The organism is Corynebacterium glyciniphilum AJ 3170 (assembly GCF_007673095.1).
GTDB lineage: Bacteria > Actinomycetota > Actinomycetes > Mycobacteriales > Mycobacteriaceae > Corynebacterium.
On record NZ_VDYZ01000005.1, the window covers coordinates 1 to 20181 of the forward strand.

Annotated in this window: 20 protein-coding genes and 1 pseudogene; 10 read left to right on the top strand and 11 right to left on the bottom strand. The window is 61.6% G+C overall.

Annotation, left to right across the window (positions count from 1 at the left end):
- The 3 genes from FS507_RS05800 to FS507_RS05810 form a co-directional block, all read right to left on the bottom strand.
- A partial coding sequence (locus FS507_RS05800) for an IS630 family transposase (RefSeq protein ID WP_145941856.1) occupies nucleotides 1-774 on the bottom strand: 774 nt, incomplete at its 3' end.
- Nucleotides 775-883: 109 nt separating this feature from the next.
- Complete coding sequence (locus FS507_RS05805; RefSeq protein WP_145941857.1) at nucleotides 884-2515, bottom strand: acyl-CoA dehydrogenase family protein; 1632 nt, start codon at nucleotides 2513-2515, stop codon at nucleotides 884-886.
- Nucleotides 2512-3126, bottom strand: a complete 615-nt coding sequence (locus FS507_RS05810; RefSeq protein WP_145941858.1) for a TetR/AcrR family transcriptional regulator — start codon at nucleotides 3124-3126, stop codon at nucleotides 2512-2514. Before FS507_RS05810 ends, FS507_RS05805 begins: the two co-directional genes overlap by 4 nt.
- 113 nt (nucleotides 3127-3239) lie before the next feature.
- Between FS507_RS05810 and FS507_RS05815 the strand changes: the two genes are divergently transcribed.
- Nucleotides 3240-4751, top strand: a complete 1512-nt coding sequence (locus FS507_RS05815; protein WP_145941859.1) for a class I adenylate-forming enzyme family protein — start codon at nucleotides 3240-3242, stop codon at nucleotides 4749-4751.
- Nucleotides 4752-4757: 6 nt separating this feature from the next.
- Here FS507_RS05815 and nagA read toward each other — a convergent pair whose 3' ends face one another.
- From nagA to FS507_RS05840, 5 genes are read right to left on the bottom strand one after another with little or no spacing between them, the layout of a single operon-like run.
- On the bottom strand, nucleotides 4758-5945 hold the full coding sequence (nagA, locus tag FS507_RS05820; protein ID WP_145941860.1) for an N-acetylglucosamine-6-phosphate deacetylase: 1188 nt from the start codon (nucleotides 5943-5945) through the stop codon (nucleotides 4758-4760).
- Nucleotides 5945-6760, bottom strand: coding sequence for a DeoR/GlpR family DNA-binding transcription regulator (locus FS507_RS05825; RefSeq protein ID WP_186314573.1), 816 nt, complete (start codon nucleotides 6758-6760; stop codon nucleotides 5945-5947). Before FS507_RS05825 ends, nagA begins: the two co-directional genes overlap by 1 nt.
- A 47-nt stretch (nucleotides 6761-6807) precedes the next feature.
- Nucleotides 6808-7647 carry a class II fructose-bisphosphate aldolase gene (locus FS507_RS05830; protein ID WP_145941862.1) on the bottom strand — a complete coding sequence of 280 codons (840 nt, stop codon included), beginning with the start codon at nucleotides 7645-7647 and terminating at the stop codon, nucleotides 6808-6810.
- A 23-nt stretch (nucleotides 7648-7670) separates the two neighbouring features.
- Entirely contained in the window at nucleotides 7671-8621 is a 951-nt protein-coding gene (locus tag FS507_RS05835; protein WP_186314574.1) for a 1-phosphofructokinase family hexose kinase, read from the bottom strand.
- Nucleotides 8622-8647: 26 nt separating this feature from the next.
- Complete coding sequence (locus tag FS507_RS05840) at nucleotides 8648-9556, bottom strand: SIS domain-containing protein (protein ID WP_145941864.1); 909 nt, start codon at nucleotides 9554-9556, stop codon at nucleotides 8648-8650.
- A gap of 346 nt (nucleotides 9557-9902) precedes the next feature.
- On the opposite strand from FS507_RS05840, the gene FS507_RS05845 reads away from it, so the two are divergent.
- From FS507_RS05845 to FS507_RS05865, 5 genes are read left to right on the top strand one after another with little or no spacing between them, the layout of a single operon-like run.
- Nucleotides 9903-10382 (top strand): PTS sugar transporter subunit IIA, encoded by a 480-nt coding sequence (locus FS507_RS05845; RefSeq protein WP_186314575.1) that lies wholly within the window; start codon nucleotides 9903-9905, stop codon nucleotides 10380-10382.
- A 2-nt stretch (nucleotides 10383-10384) separates the two neighbouring features.
- A complete protein-coding gene (locus FS507_RS05850; RefSeq protein WP_186314576.1) occupies nucleotides 10385-10681 on the top strand; it encodes a PTS sugar transporter subunit IIB in 297 nt (98 codons plus the stop codon).
- 6 nt (nucleotides 10682-10687) lie between these two features.
- Nucleotides 10688-12022 (top strand): PTS ascorbate transporter subunit IIC, encoded by a 1335-nt coding sequence (locus FS507_RS05855; RefSeq protein ID WP_145941867.1) that lies wholly within the window; start codon nucleotides 10688-10690, stop codon nucleotides 12020-12022.
- A gap of 29 nt (nucleotides 12023-12051) precedes the next feature.
- On the top strand, nucleotides 12052-12801 hold the full coding sequence (locus FS507_RS05860; protein WP_145941868.1) for a sugar isomerase domain-containing protein: 750 nt from the start codon (nucleotides 12052-12054) through the stop codon (nucleotides 12799-12801).
- A 19-nt stretch (nucleotides 12802-12820) separates the two neighbouring features.
- Nucleotides 12821-14197 carry a hypothetical protein gene (locus FS507_RS05865; RefSeq protein ID WP_145941869.1) on the top strand — a complete coding sequence of 459 codons (1377 nt, stop codon included), beginning with the start codon at nucleotides 12821-12823 and terminating at the stop codon, nucleotides 14195-14197.
- Between the two features lie 215 nt (nucleotides 14198-14412).
- Here the strand turns inward: FS507_RS05865 and FS507_RS05870 are convergent.
- Nucleotides 14413-15660 (bottom strand): annotated as a pseudogene (locus FS507_RS05870) (PTS ascorbate transporter subunit IIC); the annotation flags it as partial.
- Nucleotides 15661-15692: 32 nt separating this feature from the next.
- On the opposite strand from FS507_RS05870, the gene FS507_RS05875 reads away from it, so the two are divergent.
- Entirely contained in the window at nucleotides 15693-16136 is a 444-nt protein-coding gene (locus FS507_RS05875) for a GntR family transcriptional regulator (protein WP_145941870.1), read from the top strand.
- Between the two features lie 62 nt (nucleotides 16137-16198).
- Here the strand turns inward: FS507_RS05875 and FS507_RS05880 are convergent, their stop codons facing one another.
- Nucleotides 16199-16954, bottom strand: coding sequence for an SDR family NAD(P)-dependent oxidoreductase (locus FS507_RS05880; protein WP_186314577.1), 756 nt, complete (start codon nucleotides 16952-16954; stop codon nucleotides 16199-16201).
- Nucleotides 16955-17037: 83 nt separating this feature from the next.
- On the opposite strand from FS507_RS05880, the gene FS507_RS05885 reads away from it, so the two are divergent.
- Nucleotides 17038-17673, top strand: coding sequence for an alpha/beta fold hydrolase (locus tag FS507_RS05885; protein ID WP_145941872.1), 636 nt, complete (start codon nucleotides 17038-17040; stop codon nucleotides 17671-17673).
- Between the two features lie 188 nt (nucleotides 17674-17861).
- Here FS507_RS05885 and FS507_RS05890 read toward each other — a convergent pair whose 3' ends face one another.
- Entirely contained in the window at nucleotides 17862-18803 is a 942-nt protein-coding gene (locus FS507_RS05890; protein WP_186314578.1) for a LysR family transcriptional regulator, read from the bottom strand.
- Nucleotides 18804-18960: 157 nt separating this feature from the next.
- Between FS507_RS05890 and madL the strand changes: the two genes are divergently transcribed.
- Together madL and madM are read left to right on the top strand one after the other, a co-directional pair.
- Nucleotides 18961-19362 carry a malonate transporter subunit MadL gene (gene madL, locus FS507_RS05895; RefSeq protein ID WP_145941874.1) on the top strand — a complete coding sequence of 134 codons (402 nt, stop codon included), beginning with the start codon at nucleotides 18961-18963 and terminating at the stop codon, nucleotides 19360-19362.
- 1 nt (nucleotide 19363) lies between these two features.
- Nucleotides 19364-20137, top strand: coding sequence for a malonate transporter subunit MadM (madM, locus tag FS507_RS05900; protein ID WP_260853187.1), 774 nt, complete (start codon nucleotides 19364-19366; stop codon nucleotides 20135-20137).
- Nucleotides 20138-20181 lie beyond the last annotated feature (44 nt).

The window sequence follows — 20181 nt, forward strand, 5'->3', positions numbered from 1 at the left end:
GTCCATCACCAGGTGCAGATCCTGTTCCGGGTAGGCGCGGTCGATCTGGCGCAGGAAGCTCAAAAACTCAGCCCGGCGGTGCTTCGGCTTCACCGCACCGGTGACAGTCCCGGTGGCAACCTCCAGGGCAGCGAACAGGGTCGTCGTGCCGTGGCGTTTGTAGTCGTGGGTGTGTTTCTCAGCATCCCCGATACGCGTCGGCAACATCGGCGCGGTGCGGTCGAGTGCTTGGATCTGGGACTTCTCATCGACACACAGTACGACCGCGTTGTCCGGCGGGGCCAGATACAGTCCGACAACGTCGGTGACCTTGGCGACCAACTCGGGGTCGGTGGAGAACTTGAAGGTTTCTACCTTCCAGGGTTGGACTCCGTAGGCCCGCCAGGCCCGCGAGACTGTCGCGTTGCCCAATCCGAGGTGCTGACCCAGCAGCCGGGATGACCAGTGGGTTACCCCGTATTTCTTCGGCGGGCGGGTCAGGGTGGCGTACACGATGTCCAGGTCGCTGACCTGTTTGGGCCGGCCTGAGCGGGCCGCATCGTCCAGCCCCGCGATACCGACTTCGCGGTAGCGGTTGCGCCACTTCCACACCGAGGTGGTGGTGGTACCGACCGATTCGGCGATGTGCGCATTGGCCATCCCGTCGGCGGCCAGCAGGATGATCCGTGCCCGCTGCACCAGCCCTGCTTTGATCGTTGTCGACCGGGTCCAGGACTCCAGAATCTCCTTGTCGCCGTCGCGCAGGATCAGGGCGGGTGCGGGGTTGTTGGGCATGGTTTATTATCCCACACCACGAACCATTTAGGAACTAACGACACGCGACACTAGAAGGACGCCTTGTTTCCCGGACTCCGTATCCGTCTGGCTGTATTCGTCGGTCGTCTCACGCCCTCTCAACCAACCTGTCCACGTCAACACCATCACTCAGCGCCCCGTACTCCACACTTCGCGTGGCCGGATCCACCCGTCCGGCGAGGAATGCGTCAGCCACATGCCCGGGAGCGTGAGTCAGTAGAATCTGCGCCTGCAGAGTCAGTGCCATCGACTCGACCAGCCGCCGTGCGTTTCTCTCTGCGCTCTCCGGGTGCGCCGCGACCTCCGACAGCAGGCCACGCATGCGGGCAACCTGTGCGTCGTAGCGTTCGTCCCGTCCCAGGGCGGTCGCCATTTCAGCGTCGAAGGCCTCTGTCACGGCAGGCTGCTTTGCCAACGCACGGAGAACGTCGAGAGCGATGACGTTCCCCGAGCCCTCCCACACAGCAAGAACCGGCTGCTCGCGATACCGCCGTGCCAAGGGAAACAGTTCGGTGTACCCGTTGCCGCCGAGGCATTCCAGCCCCTCGTAGGCGTGGTGCGGGCCCCGTTTACACACCCAGTACTTCGCGACCGCCGTTGCCAACCGTCGGAAGTCCTCTTCTCCGGCACCGTCATCATGGGCCGACGCCAGACGCATCGCCGTCCATGTCGCCGCCTCCGCCTCCAACTGGAGATCAGCGATCACGTTGGTCATCGCAGGTTGGTCGATCAAGGTCGCCCCGAACGCAGAACGGTGCCGGGCGTGCCACGCCGCCTCCGCCGCCACCTGACGCATCCCGGCCGTCGTGCCGTAGATGCAGTCCAGCCGAGTGCGGTTGACCATCTCGATGATCGTCCGGACCCCTCGTCCCGTCTCGCCGACCATCCAGCCGACGGTGCCGCTGAGCTCAATCTCGGACGACGCATTCGACTTATTGCCGAGCTTGTCCTTCAGCCGTTGGATCAGGAACACGTTCCGCTCGCCGCCTGGAAGGACGCGCGGCACCAGGAAACAGCTCAGGCCCCCGGGAACGCCTGCGGCCTGCGCGAGAACGAGGAACGCATCTGACTGCGGCGCCGAGCAGAACCACTTGTGCCCCGTCAACGACCATGTTCCGTCCGCATTGGGCGTGGCGGCGGTCGTGTTCGCGCGGACGTCCGATCCACCCTGCTTCTCCGTCATCGCCATGCCGAAGATCACGCCGTCCTTGGTGGCGGGGTCGCGGAGCTCCGGGTCGTAATTGGTGGACAGCAGCTTCGGTTCCCACTCCTTCGCCAGATTGGGTGCCAGACGTAGCGCCGGCACCACGGCATGGGTCATGGAGACCGGACAGCCGTGCCCCGCCTCCACCTGACTGGCGAGCATGAACGCCGCAGCACGCTCCGCATTCGCACCGGGGCGGGGATTCGCCCATGCCGAGGTGTGGAGCCCCCACCCGATGGACTGCTCCATGATGCGGTGGTAGCCGGGGTGGAACTCGACCTCGTCAACGCGATGCCCCCACCGGTCGTGGGAACGGTGTAGGGGCGTGATGGTGTTCGCCAGTTCCGCGTCGTGCTGATAGGACGCGGAACCGACCTCCGCGCCGATACCGCCCAGCCGGGCGGTGTCGGCGTCCGGGGCGAAGACTGCGACCGCATCCTGAAGCGCGGTGTTTGTGGTGAATTCATTGAGGTCGACGCGGGGCGCTGACTGGTTGAACACGGTGTGCGTGGTCATGGTTGTGGTGCTCCTAGCGCCCGGAGGCAGAAAGTGGTGACGGAGGCGATCAGGTAGTCGGGATCTGTGACGGAGGATTCAGGGCTGAGCCGTCCCATGAGGGCTTCGGCGTTGGCGCCGATGACGGAACGGGCGCTGAGCTCGGCGTCCTGGTCAGGGATCTCGCCGGCCAGAATGCCGTCGCGAATGACTGTGACGACCAGATCGTGGTAGCGACGGCGGAAGGTGAGTCGTTCCGACTCGACCAGCGGGTTGACCGGTTCGAAGAGGAGGGCCTCTGCCATTGTCGGGTTGCGCAGCGCACGGGTGGAGAATGTTGCCAGGAGCGACGACAGGCGGTCTGCGACCGTGGGCCGTGCTGACATCGTCGCGTCCTCGACGGCGCGGAACTCGCGGTCGGCGATCGACCGGAAAACGGTTGCCAGCAGTTTCTCGCGGTTGCCGAAGTAGCGGTAGACCGAGCCAGCGGCGTTCCCGGACTCTTCGGCGATGGCGCGCACGGAGGCGGCCGCGAATCCGCCGGACGAAATGAGGGCGGTCGCGGCGCGGAGGATGCTGTCGCGTCGCCCCTGGGCGTGCGCTCGGGTTTTCTCGGTCTGCTGGTAGGGCATGCGTCCTGATGTCTTCTCTGGTCGGTGGAAGTGACCGTTCTTTCGTGAAGGTGTGAACTATGGTTCACTGTGATTCAGGCTACATCACACCACCACCGAAAGGCAGCCTCCCCATGAACCTCCTTGATTCCCTCGACGCCACCGTTCGACGTCGCCCCGATCACCCCGCGTTGCAGTGGGGGAGCAGGTCGATGACCTACCGGGAACTGCGCGAGGCTGCGGACCGGGCAGCGACTGTCTTCGTCGACAATGGTGTCCGACCTGGTGACAGGGTTCTGGTCATGACCTTGAACGACCCCGGCTTCGTCGTCGCGATGTACGGCATCTGGCGAGCGGGAGCGGTGCTCGTGCCGGTGAACCACAAACTTCAGCCCGAGGAGATCAGCCACATCGTCCGGCATTCCGGGGGAGTGTTCGGCGTCGCCTCGGATGCTGTCATTGACGCCGCACGTCAGGGCGGGCCGGAGATTACCTGGATGCAGACCGGGTGGGAGGAGGGAGACTTCGATCGCGCTGTCGCGGTGGCTGTTCCCTTCTCCGGTGACGTCGCGCCGGACGAGGACTATGCCCAGGTGCTTTACACCTCAGGTACGACGAGCGCGCCGAAAGGGTGCGTGCATACCCACCGCGGGATCAGTGCCCTGTCGCCCAATATCGCCAACACGCTGCATTTCACCCCGGATGAACGATTCCTGATGATCATGCCGATCTGGCATGCTTCACCACTGAACGACTGGCTGCTGACCACGATGTACATCGGCGGGACCGTGGTGCTGATGCGCGAGTTCGATGCCGCTGAGTTCCTACCGACGCTTGAAAAGGAGCGGATCACCTCGGTGTTCGGTGCCCCGATTGCGTATATCGCGCCGGTGCAGAAGGCCAGGTCAGAGGGGAGGGATCTCCGGGACTTCGATCTCAGCAGCGTGGAGAAGCTGATCTACGGTGCCGCACCGCTGGGGGAGGACCAGGCGCGGATGCTCATCGACGCCTACGGCACCGGGAACTTCTACCAGGTGTACGGAATGACCGAAACGGGACCGGCCGGCTCGTGTCTCCAACCCTCAGAGCAGCTGACCAAGGCGGGTTCGATCGGCAGGGGTGGCATGTTCGGCGTGGACCTCAAGGTCGTCGACGATGCGGGCAGGGACGTCGATGCTGACGGGCAGGGGGAGATCTGGATGCGTGCGGATTCGGTGATGAGTGTGTACATGTCTGACCCGGCCGCGACGGCTGAGGTGTTCATCGACGGGTGGTACCGCACCGGGGACGTCGCCAGAGTGGACGCCGACGGCTACGTCTACATCGTGGACCGGAAGAAGGACGTCATCATCACTGGTGGGGAGAACGTGTACTCCACCGAGGTCGAGGACGCGGTGATGGCGATCCCCGAGGTGCGGGACGTTGCTGTGGTGGGCCGTCAGCATCCGGCATGGGGAGAGACGGTGGTCGCGGTCGTTGTGACTTTGGACGGGCAGTACCTCGGTGTCGATGAGGTGCGGGAGCATCTTGCCGGGAGAATCGCGAAGTACAAGATCCCCCGCGAGGTCATCGTGGCCCGTGGTCTACCGCGGAATCCGTCGGGGAAACTGCTGAAACACGTGATCCGGGCCGAGGTGAACTCCTGAAAGTGGTCATCGTTGCACGTCACCCGCTACCTGCAGCTCACCGTTTATGAATACCCTATCAGGTAATAAGGTCTGAGGGTTCAGCACGAGAAAGTCAGCGGGCATACCGACTGCTAACTTTCCACACTGGTTCTCTGCACCGACCGCGGCGGCAGGATGGCTTGTTGCCGCAGCGACGGCGACATCGAGCGGGACTCCCACCGAGTGTACGGCGTTCGCGACAGCCCGGTCCATGGTCAGAGTGGAGCCCGCGAGAGAATCGCCTGACGACAACCGGGCCACACCGTCGGCGACAGTCACCTCCAGCTCGCCGAGCATGTAGTCCCCGTCGGGGCTGCAGGTGGCCGACATCGCATCGGTGACCAGCACGACCCGGTCGGGGGCCTCTACGAAGAGACTTGCAACGACAGCCGGGTGGACGTGAATTCCATCGTTGATGACCTCGAGCCAGATTCGTGATTCACGTAGTGCCGCCACCACTGGACCAGGCGCGCGGTGATGTATTCCCCTCATGCCGTTGAAACTGTGCGTGAGTATCCTCGCCCCGTGGCTGAAAGCCGAGACCGTGGTATCGAAATCCGCGCTCGTGTGCCCTATGGCGGGCACGACACCACAGTGAGCCAGTTCCTTCACCGCGTCAAGGCCACCGGGTTTCTCCGGGGCGATCGTCATCTGCCGCAGATGGCCCCCGGCTGCGTCGATGAGTGATCGGACGGCCGCTGGCTCCGGGTCACGGAGCAGTGCTTCATCGTGAGCCCCCCTGAAGTCACGGTGTAGGAACGGCCCTTCCGCATGCAGACCAAGGATGTGTGGATCGCTTTCCGCGAGTTCAGCTCCGGCCATGAGGCGTGAACGCATCGTTTGGAGGTCCCCGGTCACGTAGGACAGGACTGAGGATGTTGTGCCGTGCGCCCGGTGGACAGCCAACGCTTTCCGTGCGGCTTCTGCACCATCATCGAACGAGACACCGTCCCCTCCGTGATGATGAATGTCGACGTAACCGGGGACAACTGGTGCTCCAGCAACATCGATAACCTCGGCATCTGCGGTCTCAGGCCAGCTTTCCGTGTCATTGACTGTCCCGAGACGGTGGATCGCACCATCGGTGACAAGGAAAGCAGTGTCCTGTGTGTCGGAGCCGACGGTCCCGTCAAGGAGACGGGCGCCGCGGACTATCAAGGGTGAGGCTGTCATTATTCCTCTGGATTCAGGGGCGCTTGTCGGACGTCGTAGCCACGCTGAGCGAGTTTTTCGACGATGTCGGTGGGTAGGGAGTCATCGGTGACGACGGTCGTTTTCTCGATGTTGAGCCCCCGCACCGATGAGAATGAACGACGCCCGAACTTGGAAGCATCCGCGATGATGACGGGTCTACTGGCTTGGGCTGCCATGATGCCGTTGATCTCGCTTTCATATTCGTCGACGACCCCGGGACCGTGCTCGTCGAAGCCGTTAACTCCGAGGAACGCCACGTCAAGAAAGATCTGCCGTAAGGTGCTGGTCCCGAACGGGCCGGTCAGTTCGCGGGAACTGTTGTTGAGAACGCCGCCGACGACAATCACCCTGATGTTCGGTGACCCGGAGAGCCCGTAGGCAATGTCCACGGCGTTAGTTACCACTGTAAGGATAGGCCTGTTCGTCGGTCCTTCTGCAGCCGCGGTGTCTGCCGCCCAACCGGCGAACTCTTCCGCAAGCGCTCCAACGGTGGAGCCACCTGTGAGACCAATGACGCTGCCAGGCTCGATGAACGACAGGCAGTATTCGGCTATAGCCCGCTTGTTACGCGCCTGAATACGCCTTTTCTCCCAGAGCGGCGGATCGAAAGACACGACCCCGCTGCTCGCGCCACCACGGGTTCTGCGTAACTGGCCTTGAGCTGCGAGCTCATCGAGATCTCGGCGTGCCGTGGCAGGAGAAACCTCGAAATCCGCGACAATCTGGTCGACGGACACGGAACCTTGGTCTGCCAGAACGTCAAGAATGCCTTGGAGCCTGTCACTGCGTATCACGGGTGTTCTCTCCGATTCGCTGAAGATGAGTGGTTGTGGAAGCGATTCTATCGGCCGGTGCCAGCGAAAAGCTGGAGCATGCGCTCCGCCTCGCGACTCAGAGCATCTCTTCCGGCTGCGGTGTACTTGCGCGAATCAACGACGTCCGGGTTCTCATCCAGGAAGCCACCAATGGCATGGGTGTAGAAGGAGTTCAGGTGGGTCGACACGTTGATTTTCGTCATGCCAGCTTGGATCGCGCGCACAATCTCATCGTCAGGGACCCCTGAAGACCCGTGCAGCACCAAGGGGACTTCAAGTGCAGTGCTGAGCTTGTCGATCAGGTTGATGTCGAGGGAGGCCGTGCGGTCAGACATGGCATGCTCGGAACCCACGGCGACGGCGAGTCCGTCGACTCCTGTCTCAGCGACGAAATCGACTGCTTCGGTGGGATCTGTCCGGACACCGGGGGTGTGGGCGCCTTTACCGCCGATCTCGCCCAACTCGGCTTCGACTGTGGCGCCGTGCTCATGGGCATAGCGCACGACATCGCGGGTGCGCTTGGTGTTCTCTTCTACAGTAAGAACGGAGCCATCGAACATGACTGAGCTAAAGCCGAGGTCTACTGCGTGTTTCGCTAAATTCACATCTTCGCAGTGATCCAAGTGCACCGCGATCGCGGCGGATGATGCTTTCGCAATGGCCAGGGTCGCAAGTCCCAGGGGGACGAGGTTGCCGTGATACCGGACGCAATTGTGACTGATCTGGAGGATCACCGGCAGCTCGGCGCGCTCGGCTGCCGCAGCGAGCGCTTCCGCGGTTTCCAGGTGGATCACGTTGAACGCTCCGACCCCCATGTGGTTCGCCGCGGCGGCATTGACGATGGAGAATGTGTCTTTCAGAGTCATGAGAATCCTGTTCAGAAGCGGGGTCAGCGGATACGGACGCAGGGCAGAAGCTGGGGCCAGTCGGTGCCGATTGAGCCGGCTGCAGGGCTGAGTACCGCAGCAGCAGACCAGCAGACAGCACGACTCAGGACTTCAGGCAGGGATGACTCAGTCAGTTCATGTCCACCGAGAAGTGCAGATGCCAAGGCTGCAGTCAGGGCGTCTCCTGCTCCCGTCGGGTTGCCACTCAGCGGTTCGGTGAGACTGACATGAATGCCGGAAGCAGCGTCTCGGGTCGCTGCAAAGATTCCTTCGCTACCCAGTGTCACGACCACGAGTTCGGCACCTCGGCGCAACAGCTCCTGCGCGCCAGCAGAGACGTCTGTGTACCCGGTGGTGGTCCGAAGTTCATCCGCATTGGGGGTGACGACGGTCGCACCGTGGTCGCATGCCTGGAGAAGGGGGTCTCCGTAGGTATCTACGACCAGGGGGCTGCCCGACGAACGGCAGATGTCAGTTAGTCTCGGGATCAGGCCCCCTGGAGCCTCTGGAGGGAACGAACCCGACAGCGATACCGAGTTTCCGGAGGATTTTCCCAGTTCATCAGCAAGCCTATCGAGTATTGTCGAGAACACTTCGGTCGGATGCGAAGAGCCAGCTTCGTTGACAATTGAGGTGGAGCTATCATCGGTCTGATGTATCGCGATGGTGGAGCGTAGCGGAGTCGGGGTATCCGTGAATGCCTGGCGTAGGTTTTCGGGGAGCCGTACGCCCGAGCCGTAGTCGCAGTGTGCTTCAAACTCAGCGAAAGAAGCCGCAGAAACCGGGCCGAGGGCTACGGAGTCGATGCCCTGCTCAGCCGCGACCGCGGCGACGTTAATGCCCTTGCCTCCGAGGCGTCGTACCGCTGCCGGGACACGATGTGAGGCGCCTGGCTGGAGTGAAGGCAGAGTAAGCGTGATGTCGAGGGCCGGATTGGGGGTTACCGCAAACAATGCAGGCATAGTAATCGGGGCCTGTACTACTCGAGGATTACCGAGCGGGTGAGGTTGCGGGGTTCATCCGGGTTCAGGCCCCGCGCTGCCGATGTCGCCAGAGCCACGCGGTGCAGGCGCACGAGATCGGCCATGGGATCGAAATCGTCGTCGACGAAGCGGGCGCCGGTACGGGCTACCTGGTCAGCCAGACCTTCCGGTGCAGCGCCGAACTGCCAGGTGATGCGTCCCTCCGCCGCGATGGCGATTGGCCCGTGGCGGTACTCCATGGAGGAATAGTCCTCGGTCCATGCCTGGCAGGACTCCCGCATCTTCAAGGCGGCTTCGGTCGCCAATCCGATTGTCCAACCGCGACCGAGGAAGGAGTACTGCTCGGCGTTGATGAGATCATTGGGAATCTCCTCAGCGAGGATCCGCTCGGCATCTTCGATAGCGGCTTCGCAGACGTTCAACTGGTCGATACTCGCGCGCAGGAACATCAGTGCGGTGGTAGCGAAACGGGTCTGAACCACGGACTGCTCATCGGCAAACGACAGGTCGATGACACTATCCGCCTTGTCTGCCACTGGGGTGTTTGTGGCACCCACGACTGCGACAGTCGGAAGCGGCCCGGCTGCACGCTGCTGGTTCTGGTCAAGGAGCTCGGCGATCTCTGTGGTGGTGCCTGACCGTGAAATGACAATGAGGGCATCGTAAGGTCGGTCGATGCGAGCCTCGGTTGCCGTGAACGCATCGGTTACGCCATGGCCAGCGTCCTCGCGGAGGCTCGCGAAGCTCTGGGCCATAAACCAGGAGGTTCCGCAACCGACGACTGCAACTGAAGCTCCCCGTGGGGGGAGCGAATTCCGCGCATCCGTCATGCTCAGCGCACGTTTCCACATCTCTGGCTGACTGGCGAGCTCCTGCTCCATGTAGGTGGTTGTGGGCTGATTCATTGGAGTCGGTCCTCTCGTCGTGATCGGGCAGTGGCGCCTTCGTTCACCTACATGATGGCAAATGATTGAATCGGAACACAAGAGTCATAAGCAATCATGCCAATGTTCGGGGGTAGTATCGGGGGTAAATTCATCTCGGGTCCAATAGGTGGTCAGTCGTGCACATGAGGCGAGGTCAGGAGGCGCCTGCCTGGATAGACGGTCTGCTTCTGCGCGGCCTCCATCATGATTGGAAATGATCATTACCCATTGCCGTGGTCACTACCCGCCGCTAAGGTCAGCGATGTGGCGGTCCTCCGGGGCAACCATCAAACCGCCAGTCGACATCGTCAGGAGAAGTGAGAACATGTCGTCCGATAAGGGATTTGAGCCCGAAGCCGTAGCTGCGAAACGCCGTGCCGATAACTGGCGCGAAGCGCTGGAACATGTCGGGAAGCTCTATGAGCAGCAGGGGATTGCCGACAGTAGCTATACCGAAGCGATGATCAGTGCTGTTGAGGAACTCGGGCCATATATGGTCCTGGTCCCTGGAGTTGCCATGCCACACGCGAAATCTGCGCAGGGAGTCAAGAGGCCGGGTCAGGTGGTTGTCACCTTGGACACACCTGTGAAATTCGGGCACGCGAAGAACGACCCCGTCGACATCCTCGTCTCTTTCGCCGCTGACGCCGACGGAAAGTCCGGTGCAGGCCACATGGAGATGATCCGATCACTTACCGGTGTTCTCTCCGACGCAGAACTACTCGACAGTATACGCAACGCAGGGGACGACAACGCCCTCTGCTCACTGTTCGACAAAAGCACCACAACCACCAAGGGAGAATGACAATGATTGAGATTGCAACCGTCTGTGGCATGGGCCTGGGCACGTCAATGATGCTCGCGGGGCAGATCCGCGGGCTGCTCGAGGACGAGAACATCACGGCGAAAGTCCAACCTATTGACCTGGGATCTTTCAAATCGCAACCATCCGACATCGTCGTTACCACCACGGCCATGGCAGGTCAAGTCGAGGGGACTCGCGCCAGTGTTGTCGCTATCGACAACCTTGTGGACAAGGATGAGATCAAGACCAAGGTCCTTGCGGCAGTCAAGGCCATCGACGACGCGCACGACGCAGGATAGTGACCCATGAACGGCGCACTTGAATTCATCACACAGGTCGTCCAGATCCCGGCGATTATCGTCGGAGCTATCGCGCTGGTTGGACTCCTCGCTCAGAAAAAGCCCGCAGGTGATGTCGTCACCGGCACGGTAAAGACTGCACTAAGCCTACTCATCATCGCCGGCGGCACGACAGTGCTCACTGCCGGCCTCGAGCCCATTCAGGCCATGTTCGAGATGGCCTTCCCCGACGGCGGTGTTACCACATTCGTCACCTTCGACGAAGCTGTGGTCAGTGCTGTGCAGACGAGCGCCGTGGGTTCTATCGGATCCCAGATCGGTCTGGTCCTGCTCTTCGGTTTTGTCGTCCACTTAATCCTTGCCCGGATCACCCCTTTCAAGTTCATCTACCTCACCGGCCACATGATTTGGGTACATGCCGGTGCATTCACGATTCTGATCCATTCACTGGGGTTCAGCCCGGTGTGGACGGTAGTCATCGCGTCACTCATTGACGGTGCGTACATGACCCTGGCTCCAGCGATTGCTCAGCCTTTCGTCCGTAAGATCACCGGAAATGACGAAGTTGGGTTCGCACATGGTCAGACGTTACTCAACGTTCTCGCTGGTTACCTCGGAAAATTCGTGGGAAAGCCCGAAGACTCTGCAGAGAAATCAAAGATGCCGGAAAAGCTGTCGTTCTTCCGTGACATTGCCGTGTCAACAACGTTGGTCATGATGATCGTCTCTGTCGGTGTAGCTATCTGGGCCGTGATCGTCGGTGGAACGGGAGCGTTCGAGGCGCCGGTCGCCGACGGAGGAATCTCGGACGGGCAACAATGGCTGCTCTTCGCATTCATGATGGCGCTGCAGTTCACCGCTGGCATGCTGATACTTCTCTACGGCGTACGTATGCTCATCGGTGAGATCGTTCCGGCATTCGAAGGCATCAGTCGTAAGCTGATCCCGAATTCCAAGCCTGCTCTGGATGCCCCGGTCCTGTTTGCGTTCGCTCCAAATGCTCTGCTTATCGGCCTGGTGACTGGTCTGATCGGCCAGATCGCTGGCATGGTGCTGATGGGCGCGGTCGGCTGGCCGGTCCCCATTCCCTCGATGATCGTGGCGTTCTTTGCGTGCGGCACCGCCGCCATCTTCGGTAACTCCACGGGTGGACGCCGGGGTGCGATGCTCGGCGGATTCCTGTGGGGCTTCGTCGGCTGGATTCTCATCTCCTTCGCATATGAATTCCAGGTGTTCGGCGACCTGGATGCTCTAGGTGCAATTGGCCTCGGGTTCACCGTACCGGACGCGATTGTCCCCGGCATCATCATCGACTTCATCGGTGACCTCTTCGGTCGCTGACTCTGCTAAACCGAACAGAAAGGAAAACTATGTCTGACCTAATCTCCGGGTACTATAACAAGCTCATCAACCTGCTCACCGAGATCCGCGACGGGCAGATGAGCGCTGTCGAAGAGGCTGCCTCTGCCATTGCGGAGCGGGTAGTCGACGGTGGGAGAATCTTCGCTTTCGGCGCCTCGCATTCTAGCCTCCCCGTACAGGACATCGTCTATCGTGCCGGCGGTTTGATGCTGATCAACCCCTTGTTTGCTCCGGGGATTGAGGCACTCACCACACGCCCGACGACGCTGGGATCCCAGATGGAGCAGATACCCGGTTACGCGGAGGTTCTGCTCGGCAACTCGCCTTTGGAACGAGGGGATGTGCTCATCGTCGTCTCGGTGTCAGGGCGCAACGCGGTGCCGGTGGAACTCGCACGCGAAGCCAGGGCGAAAGGGATCATCGTCGTCGCGGTGACCTCCGAAAAGTACACCTCGGCAGTGGAAAGCCGCGTACCTGACGGAACCAAGCTGAGAGATCACGCGGACTTTCTGCTGGACAACCATGTTGATGCCGGTGACGCGGTACTTGAACTCGACGGGGTTCCCCAGAAGTTCACACCGGCGTCCGGCGTGACCTCAACTGCTATTCTGCAGAGTCTTTCCGCCTCCATCATTGAGCACCTGGTAGAGCGTGGTGAACAACCCCCGGTTTTTCTCGCCGCCAACCTTGATGGAGGAGCTGAGTGGAACGCCGATCATATGGCCCGCAGCAAGGACCGAATTTTCTACCTCAACTGAGGCTGATCAAGGGAAGATCATGAAAACTACCAGAACACCACACCACCTTTCTTCTGGGCACACTGTCATCGCCGCTTCTTTTGTCGCACTCCTGGGTGTGGCTGGTGCCGGAACGGCAACTGCGGAGTCAACGACACCCAGCACCTTAGACGCTTCGGAAGGTGGTTGGCACCTCAAATACAGCGAAGATTTTGAAGCGCCGCTGCCTACGGATGGCCGGTGGGTCGTGGATCCGCACGGGGAGGACAGCCCCTGGCACGTCGATGAATTTGACGATGACGGAGAGTACTTCGATGTCAAGGGCGGCGATGCATTCGCTGAAGCACTCGATTCAGTCGACATTCTGCGTAAACGCACAGAAGTTGGACAAGACGGATGGCTCACCGTCGAGCACGCGGCGCAGGACCGGAACAGAGACGGGGTCCCGGACAACGAGCCGAACCTCGACGTTTCTGCAGGACAGGGCACCATCAACGTACCTGCGCAGGACACGGGCCTCATTCTCACTGCCACCGATACCTTGCCAGAACAGTACCGAATCGAATATGACCTGACAGGTTTCGACTTCGGCGGAAAGCGTGACGGCGAGTGGGAGTACGATGGAAAGTTCAACGGCTATGAACCGGGGGAGTGCAAGACGAACTTCCCTTGGGTGAGGGAGGGAACGCCTCAGGCAGATCCTTGTGGTGAGCCTTGGGGAGACGTCACCGATGAAAACGGCTTCTATCTGCTGTCCATCATGGACTATGAGAAGCCTGCGCCACACAACAACTTGTTCATCCATAGTCACCGCAAGGTTGGTATGGATACATACTCAGTCGCCGCGGACTGGGCGGAGGGGAGCTACGCAGTCTGTAACGCAGACACCGGCGAGCTCTATCCCTACGAGGAGTCTGATGCGGTCAATGTCAACCAGATCTTCTTCGATGGCACCCGTTTCCGGAACCCGGATTTCGCCTACAACGAGTTCGTCATGCCGACAGAGTGTGGTCTCTGTATCGGCGATGACCCGGAGGCTGAAATCGTCGCAGCTACAGAGCTACAGCCGGACGTGCTGCCCGGCGAGACCTACACTTTCGCCATCGAGAGGACCGGCGACAGTTATGTCACGGAGATGACAGGGAACTTCGCCAAAGTCGGCCAGCGCACCCTTCGGTACGAACGGCCGTTCATCAGTGACGACGGGTACTCGGTGTTCCACTACAACCAGACCGCTGGTGAGTATGATGGTTCGCTCAACCAGGAACTTACGGTCAGCGGGCCGCACGGCGAATTCACCAAGGATATCTGGCCGGAGGGGTCAGCATATCCGGATAATTTTGTCATCGGAGTTCCACACCTGAACTACTATGAAGGCTCAGCATCCATCGACAATCTGAAGCTGTACACCAGGTAGGGGCGTGTTCAGGGATGCGGTGATCGCCGAGGGGAGCGGAAATATAACGGTTCCGTGGAGGAGATCCGATACCTGCCATCAGACGGCGTCTCCCACGATGTGTTGGTTCAACTCTCCGAGGGAGACCCGGGGATCTGGCGCATCGTGGATCTGACGGTTGCCGTGCTGTTCGATGGTAGAGGCACGAACGCTGTCGATCGCAGACAAACGGTGTCTTACGTCGCAGTTTCCGAAGGCTCCGCCGACGCCTCCTCGGCACCACCCGCCACTTCCACCTTCTTCTCCCGCCGTCCGATCATGAACGACGCCGCGTAGGTCACGAGCATCGCAGCGACCAGGCCGATGATGATGATGGCCGTCTGGCCACCACCCTGGTTCAGATAGCCGAGGAACAGACCCGCCACACCGAAGTCGGCGTCCGAGAACGTCGAGTCCGACAGTCCCACGTCGCCGAGGACAGGCAGCAGCCACAGCGGCAGAAACGTGATGGCCAGGCCGTTGACGAATGCGCCGAGCACCGCACCCCGACGTCCACCGACACCGTTGCCAATCACGCCGGACGCGCCACCGGTCATGAAGTGGGCGATCACGCCCGGCACCACGATCGTCGTCCCGGCCATCGCCATGATGCCCATGCCCAGTAGACCGCCGACGAAACTCGACAGGAAACCGATGAGCAGCGCATTCGGCGCGAAAGTGATCGGCACGTCCAGCGCCGGCTTGGCGTCCTTCACCAGACGCTCGCTGATGCCCTTGAACGCCGGGACGATCTCGCCCAGCACCACGCGCACGCCGGCGGGGATGACGAACACGCCTGCGCAGAACGTCGCGCCCTGCATCAGCGCGAAGACGATGTAGTTCGTGCCGTCGTTGAGGTTGTCCTCGATGTACCCTGACCCGGCGAACAAGGCCACGATCAGGTAGATCAGTCCCATCGACAGGGCGGTGATCACCGTGGTGTCCCGCAGGAAGCCCAGTCCGGACGGTAGGTCCAGGTCCTCGGTGGACTTCGACGGGTGCTTCTTGCTGCGGGTGACGGTGGCGACCCGGCCGCTCAGTGCGATGCCCGCGCCGCCGGTGTGCCCGAGGGCGACGTCGTCGGTGCCGGTGACTCGCTTCATGAACGGCTGCACCAGGGCCGGGGAGACGGTGACGATCAGGCCCTGGGCGATCGAGCCCCACAGGACCGCCTCCCAGTCGGCGAAGCCGGCGACCTTGAAGATCACCGCGATCATCGCCGCCATGTAGAACGCGACGTGGCCGGACAGGTAGATGTACTTGAATTTGGAGGTCATCGACAGCAGGACGTTGACGATCATGCCGAAGAAGAAGATCAGTGCGGCGTTGGTCCCGTAGGTGACCAGCACCGTCCCGACGATGGCCTCGTTGTTCGGGACCACCCCCTGGACGTTGAAGGCCTCCTGGAACATGTCGCCGAACGGCTCCAGGGAACCGCTGACTACCCCGGCGCCAACAGGCTGAACTCGGCCGTGACGTGGTCACCGAGGTTCCGGCCAACGAGGTCACCCGGGCGGCGCGGGGCGCCGAGGCGTTGGAGCTCAATCCCGCTGATGAGCTGATCCTGCTGGAGCGGCTTCGTTACATCAACGGCACACTGCATCAGCACGTGGTGACGTACCTGCCGACGGCGCGATATCCCGCAGTGCTGGCGCACGACTTCTCCACCGGTTCACTGTTCGAGTTCCTTGAGACCACCTACGGGGTCGTCCTCACCCGCAATGACCTGCTGGTGCGACTGGATGAGGTCGATCAGGGACGGGCCGAGAGCCTCGGTATCGCAGTCGGGGACAGCGTGCTGGCAGTGGATTCCACGGTGTTCACCGCGGACGGTGTACCGGTCGCGTTCGGTGTCGCCACTCATACCCCGGCCTATAGTCAGCTGGCGTTCACGTTGCAGAACCGGGGCTCCGCGACCTGAGTTTTGCCCGGCGAAGTCAGGCGAAGGGTACGGATTATGCCCCTGCAGAGATCGTTGATGTCCTACTGAAAGTGGTCGCCGATGAGCGTATTCAGCACCTTCTGGGTGAAAGACGGGGCGATCCTGTATGCGATGGCCCCGACCTGGGCGTCAGGCCCGACGCTAGCGCGCGGAGTCCGGCGCAGTCCGGCACGGAGAATACGGGCCGCTGCATCCTCAGGAGAGTTGCGTGCAATCCGCTGGCGGAAACGCCGGGCGACGTTGGACGCCTCCTCCGTCCCCGCACGTTCGGCGGCCCGGTCGAAAATGGGGGTGCCGACCCCTCCGAGGATGCAGTCCGTTACCGTCGCCGGGGCCAACTCGGGACGCAGCGACGTGCCAGCCATGGACAGTGCTGCCTTCGAGGTGGAATAGGCCCCGTAGCCCGGTGCGGTCACCAGGGAGAATGCAGAGTTCAGGACAATCAGTCGACCTCGAGTGCGCTTCAGAGAACTGGAGGCCGCGGCGGCGACACTGACCATGCCCGCAACATTCACGTTGAACAACGTACGGAGCTGATCGATGGAACCGTCGCGGGTGAGGGGCCCGGATGCTGTAAGCCCAGCGGCGTAGATGACGGTATCGACCGGGTGTTCGTCGAACCACCTGTGAACGACGGCATCATCTGTGACATCGAATCCGGTAACTAGATCCAGACAGAAGACCCGGGCCCCGTCCGCCTGTAGCTGCATGCACAGCTGTTCCCCGATACCGCCGTTCCCACCGATGACAGCGATGCGATGGTCTTTCCAGGTCGCCGGGTGGCGTCGCGTTCTCACGGCATGTCCTCCATTTCCATCTTCCCCAATCTACGCACCACCGCATAAGTGTCTCGGTACACTCGCCGGTGCAGTGACCGACAGTGAAGGGCAGGGAACGCTGCAACATCGTCGCCGTTGACGCCCCCCATCACGGGGACAACGACCGTGACGAGAGCTTCCGTGACTTTGCGGCGTCATCAGTGGCTGCTGCCCGGGGTGTCACGTCGACACCGTTGGTTGTGGCGGGTGTGTCCCAGGGTGGTGTGATCGCCCAGGAGTCTGCGGATCAGGACGGGGTCATCGGTGTGATCGGGATCAGTACGACCCGTGACAGTGCCCCGCAAGATGAGATTGAGTCGATGAACCATCTGCTCGCCGTCTGGGGCGAGGACGGCCCGGGTGAAGACCTCGCGGCGATGATCGCCAGTGGCTCCAGCAACGGTGCCGAACCATCTGCGTCACTGACCCGCGAGGCTGTCGCGACTTTCCCGCTCCACCGGCTGGAACACAGCATTCCGATACTGCTGGAACGTCGCGGAGGACAGGCACTCAGCGTCCCGACCCGGTTCATCCACGGGACCGCAGATCGGACGTACAGTCACGATGCCATGGTGGACCATGGTGTCGATCTCGTGACGATCGACGGCGGCAGTCACTCGATGACGATGCAGTCACCGGACGAGGTCGCCGGAATCATCACGGCGTTCATCGAAGAACTCGTCGGTACCTCCCCATGATCAATCGCGGGGCAAGTCCGATGTCGGATCATTAGCCTCCGAGGTAGGGAATCCAGCTGAAGCCCTACCTGGGAGGGTGACAATTCGACGCTCAAGCGTGGAGCGGCCGATCGCAGTTCGGTCTATCAATCGCGCCTGTGAAGGTGTGGCTGCCTTGCGGACGCGCGTGGACAGGAAATGGGGCATCCTTACGCGGATGCATGAGACCTGCGCACTACTCTGGCATTACCCTCGAACAGCGCGCTCAACTCGTGGAGGACATTCCGGACATGGGGTGGAAGGCGCCTGCCAGCCATACGGACCATGCCGATCTCGCGCATCGCCGGTCTTCCGTCCACCCGATGGATCGGTACTGACACCACACCGGTGGCGTCCGCCATGACCGCCGGAAGAATGCAGAGTCCCAGGCCGGCCTGCACGAAGGATCTCAGGGTGTGCGAATTGTCCGATTCCACGGTCACTTCTGGTGCAATCCCGGCCTCCGCGCACAATTCATCGGCGAACTGCCTGGTCGTGTAGTGCGCGTCCATCGCGACGAAATTCTCGTCGGCGACGTCCCGCAATCGTATCGAGTCCTGCCTCTCCAGTCTGTGCCCCTCAGGAACAACGAGGTGAAAAGGCTGATGTGCGAGAAACGCCCAGTTGTAGTTCTTCCCGGTGGGACGGGGTCCCACGATCACTGCGTCCAGTTCAGCGGCTTCCAGCTGGGCGAGCAATGAAGCCGCCGACCCCTCCGCCACACTCAGGTTCACTTGAGACATTGCGTCGGCGAGCAGCGGGGCGATGCGCCCGGACAGTGACCGGAGGGTGCCCAGCCGCACCGGTCTGGCGTCCCGTTCCTCCAGCACCTGCTCCAACGAGGATTCGAACACGCTGAGTGCGTCCGTCGCGGCGTTCGCGAGAGTCAGTCCTTCCTCGGTCAGTGTCACACCACGACCCACCCTGCGGAGCAGGGGGACGGACAGTTCTGCTTCCCACCGCATCACCATGCGACTCAGCGCCGGCTGGGACATTCCCTGGAGATGAGCGGTCTGCGTCAACGTGGTTCCCCGACCGAGCTCACGGAGCACCGGAAGCGCACCGGTCAAGGCTGTGAGCTGGGACGAAGTCAGGGTCACAGGGACTGTCACGGTGGAGCCTCCTCGAGGAACGGTGCGAATCAATGCGTGGCTGCATGAGTCGGTCATTTTTCATATTGGACCAGAAAACTACACCGGGAGCAAAGTGGGATGCAGCTCACATCAGGAAGTGAAGATGTGACAGACCACTACATCAACCGGAGGCGGAATGATTATCTACGGTACGGCGATCCTCGCCGTATGCGTGCTGGTGGGGAAGACGATCGGCACCTTGCTGGGACAGCTACTCGGAGTCGATGCGGATGTTGGCGGCGTCGGATTCGCGATGGTGGCGCTGCTGCTCGTCACCGGCTGGCTTCGCAGCAGGAACTATCTGCCGAAAGTCACTGAGCGTGGCGTCCTGTTCTGGTCGGGAATCTACATTCCCATAGTCGTGGCCATGGCCATGACACAGAACGTCCGGAGCGCCGTCGACGGTGGGGTCATGGCGATTCTCGCGGGGGTGATCGTGTTGATCGCTTCTCTGGCACTGGTCCCCGCCATCGCCAAAATAGGCCCGGTCTCAGAGCCACTTCCCCCGCTGACCGACGCAGAAGACGAGGAGGCCTGACATGAGCGACATCATTGACACCATCACCACCCTCATCGAGGACAACGCGCTACTGTTCGCTTTTGCGCTGGTCGGCCTGGTCATGCTGGTGGGCGGATGGGTAGGGCGTACCCTCACCCGTGGCCACGTCGCCGGCTCGGCCGTGGCGATCCTCCTCGGACTCGTCCTCGCCTATGTCGGCGGGCTGCAGTCTGGTGGGGACAAGGGACTTGCGGACATCAGTCTCTTCAGCGGTCTGGCGCTCATGGGCGGTTCGATGCTAAGAGATTTCGCTATCGTCGCCACCGCGTACGGAGTAGATGTCCGTGAACTGAAGAAGGCAGGACCTGCCGGCATCATCTCCCTCGTCTTCGGCATGATCGTTTCATTCATCGTTGGAGCGGCTGTCGCACTGGCCTTCGGCTATAACGATCCGGAGTCGCTCGCGACCATCGGCGCTGGCGCTGCAACGTACATAGTCGGCCCGGTTACCGGTACCGCCGTGGGAGCTTCGTCTGAGGTTATCGCACTGTCTGTGGCGGTGGGACTGGTGAAGTCCATGCTCGCCATGATCGCTGCACCACTCGTCGCACGCTGGATCGGACTGAACAACCCGAAGTCGGCCATGACCTTCGGCGGCCTGCTCGGCACCACCTCCGGGGTCACCGGCGGCCTCGCCGCCGTCGACAAACGCTTGGTTCCTTACGGCGCGGTGACATCCAGCCTCTACACCGGACTGGGCTGTCTCCTCGGCCCCTCAGTCTTCTACTTCCTCTTCCGCGCCCTGTTCGGCTGACCGGCCCGTCCGGCTCAGCGCCACCCACAACGACAAGGACTATC

Excerpts from the sequence above, each read along its gene's own strand:
- FS507_RS05810 (WP_145941858.1), bottom strand. The coding sequence starts at position 3,126 with ATGCCCTACCAGCAGACCGAGAAAACCCGAGCGCACGCCCAGGGGCGA.
- madM (WP_260853187.1), top strand. The coding sequence starts at position 19,364 with ATGAGCGACATCATTGACACCATCACCACCCTCATCGAGGACAACGCG.
- FS507_RS05860 (WP_145941868.1), top strand. The coding sequence starts at position 12,052 with ATGTCTGACCTAATCTCCGGGTACTATAACAAGCTCATCAACCTGCTC.
- FS507_RS05815 (WP_145941859.1), top strand. The coding sequence starts at position 3,240 with ATGAACCTCCTTGATTCCCTCGACGCCACCGTTCGACGTCGCCCCGAT.
- FS507_RS05830 (WP_145941862.1), bottom strand. The coding sequence starts at position 7,647 with ATGACTCTGAAAGACACATTCTCCATCGTCAATGCCGCCGCGGCGAAC.
- FS507_RS05850 (WP_186314576.1), top strand. The coding sequence starts at position 10,385 with ATGATTGAGATTGCAACCGTCTGTGGCATGGGCCTGGGCACGTCAATG.
- FS507_RS05845 (WP_186314575.1), top strand. The coding sequence starts at position 9,903 with ATGTCGTCCGATAAGGGATTTGAGCCCGAAGCCGTAGCTGCGAAACGC.
- FS507_RS05805 (WP_145941857.1), bottom strand. The coding sequence starts at position 2,515 with ATGACCACGCACACCGTGTTCAACCAGTCAGCGCCCCGCGTCGACCTC.
- FS507_RS05840 (WP_145941864.1), bottom strand. The coding sequence starts at position 9,556 with ATGAATCAGCCCACAACCACCTACATGGAGCAGGAGCTCGCCAGTCAG.
- nagA (WP_145941860.1), bottom strand. The coding sequence starts at position 5,945 with ATGACAGCCTCACCCTTGATAGTCCGCGGCGCCCGTCTCCTTGACGGG.
- madL (WP_145941874.1), top strand. The coding sequence starts at position 18,961 with ATGATTATCTACGGTACGGCGATCCTCGCCGTATGCGTGCTGGTGGGG.
- FS507_RS05865 (WP_145941869.1), top strand. The coding sequence starts at position 12,821 with ATGAAAACTACCAGAACACCACACCACCTTTCTTCTGGGCACACTGTC.
- FS507_RS05855 (WP_145941867.1), top strand. The coding sequence starts at position 10,688 with ATGAACGGCGCACTTGAATTCATCACACAGGTCGTCCAGATCCCGGCG.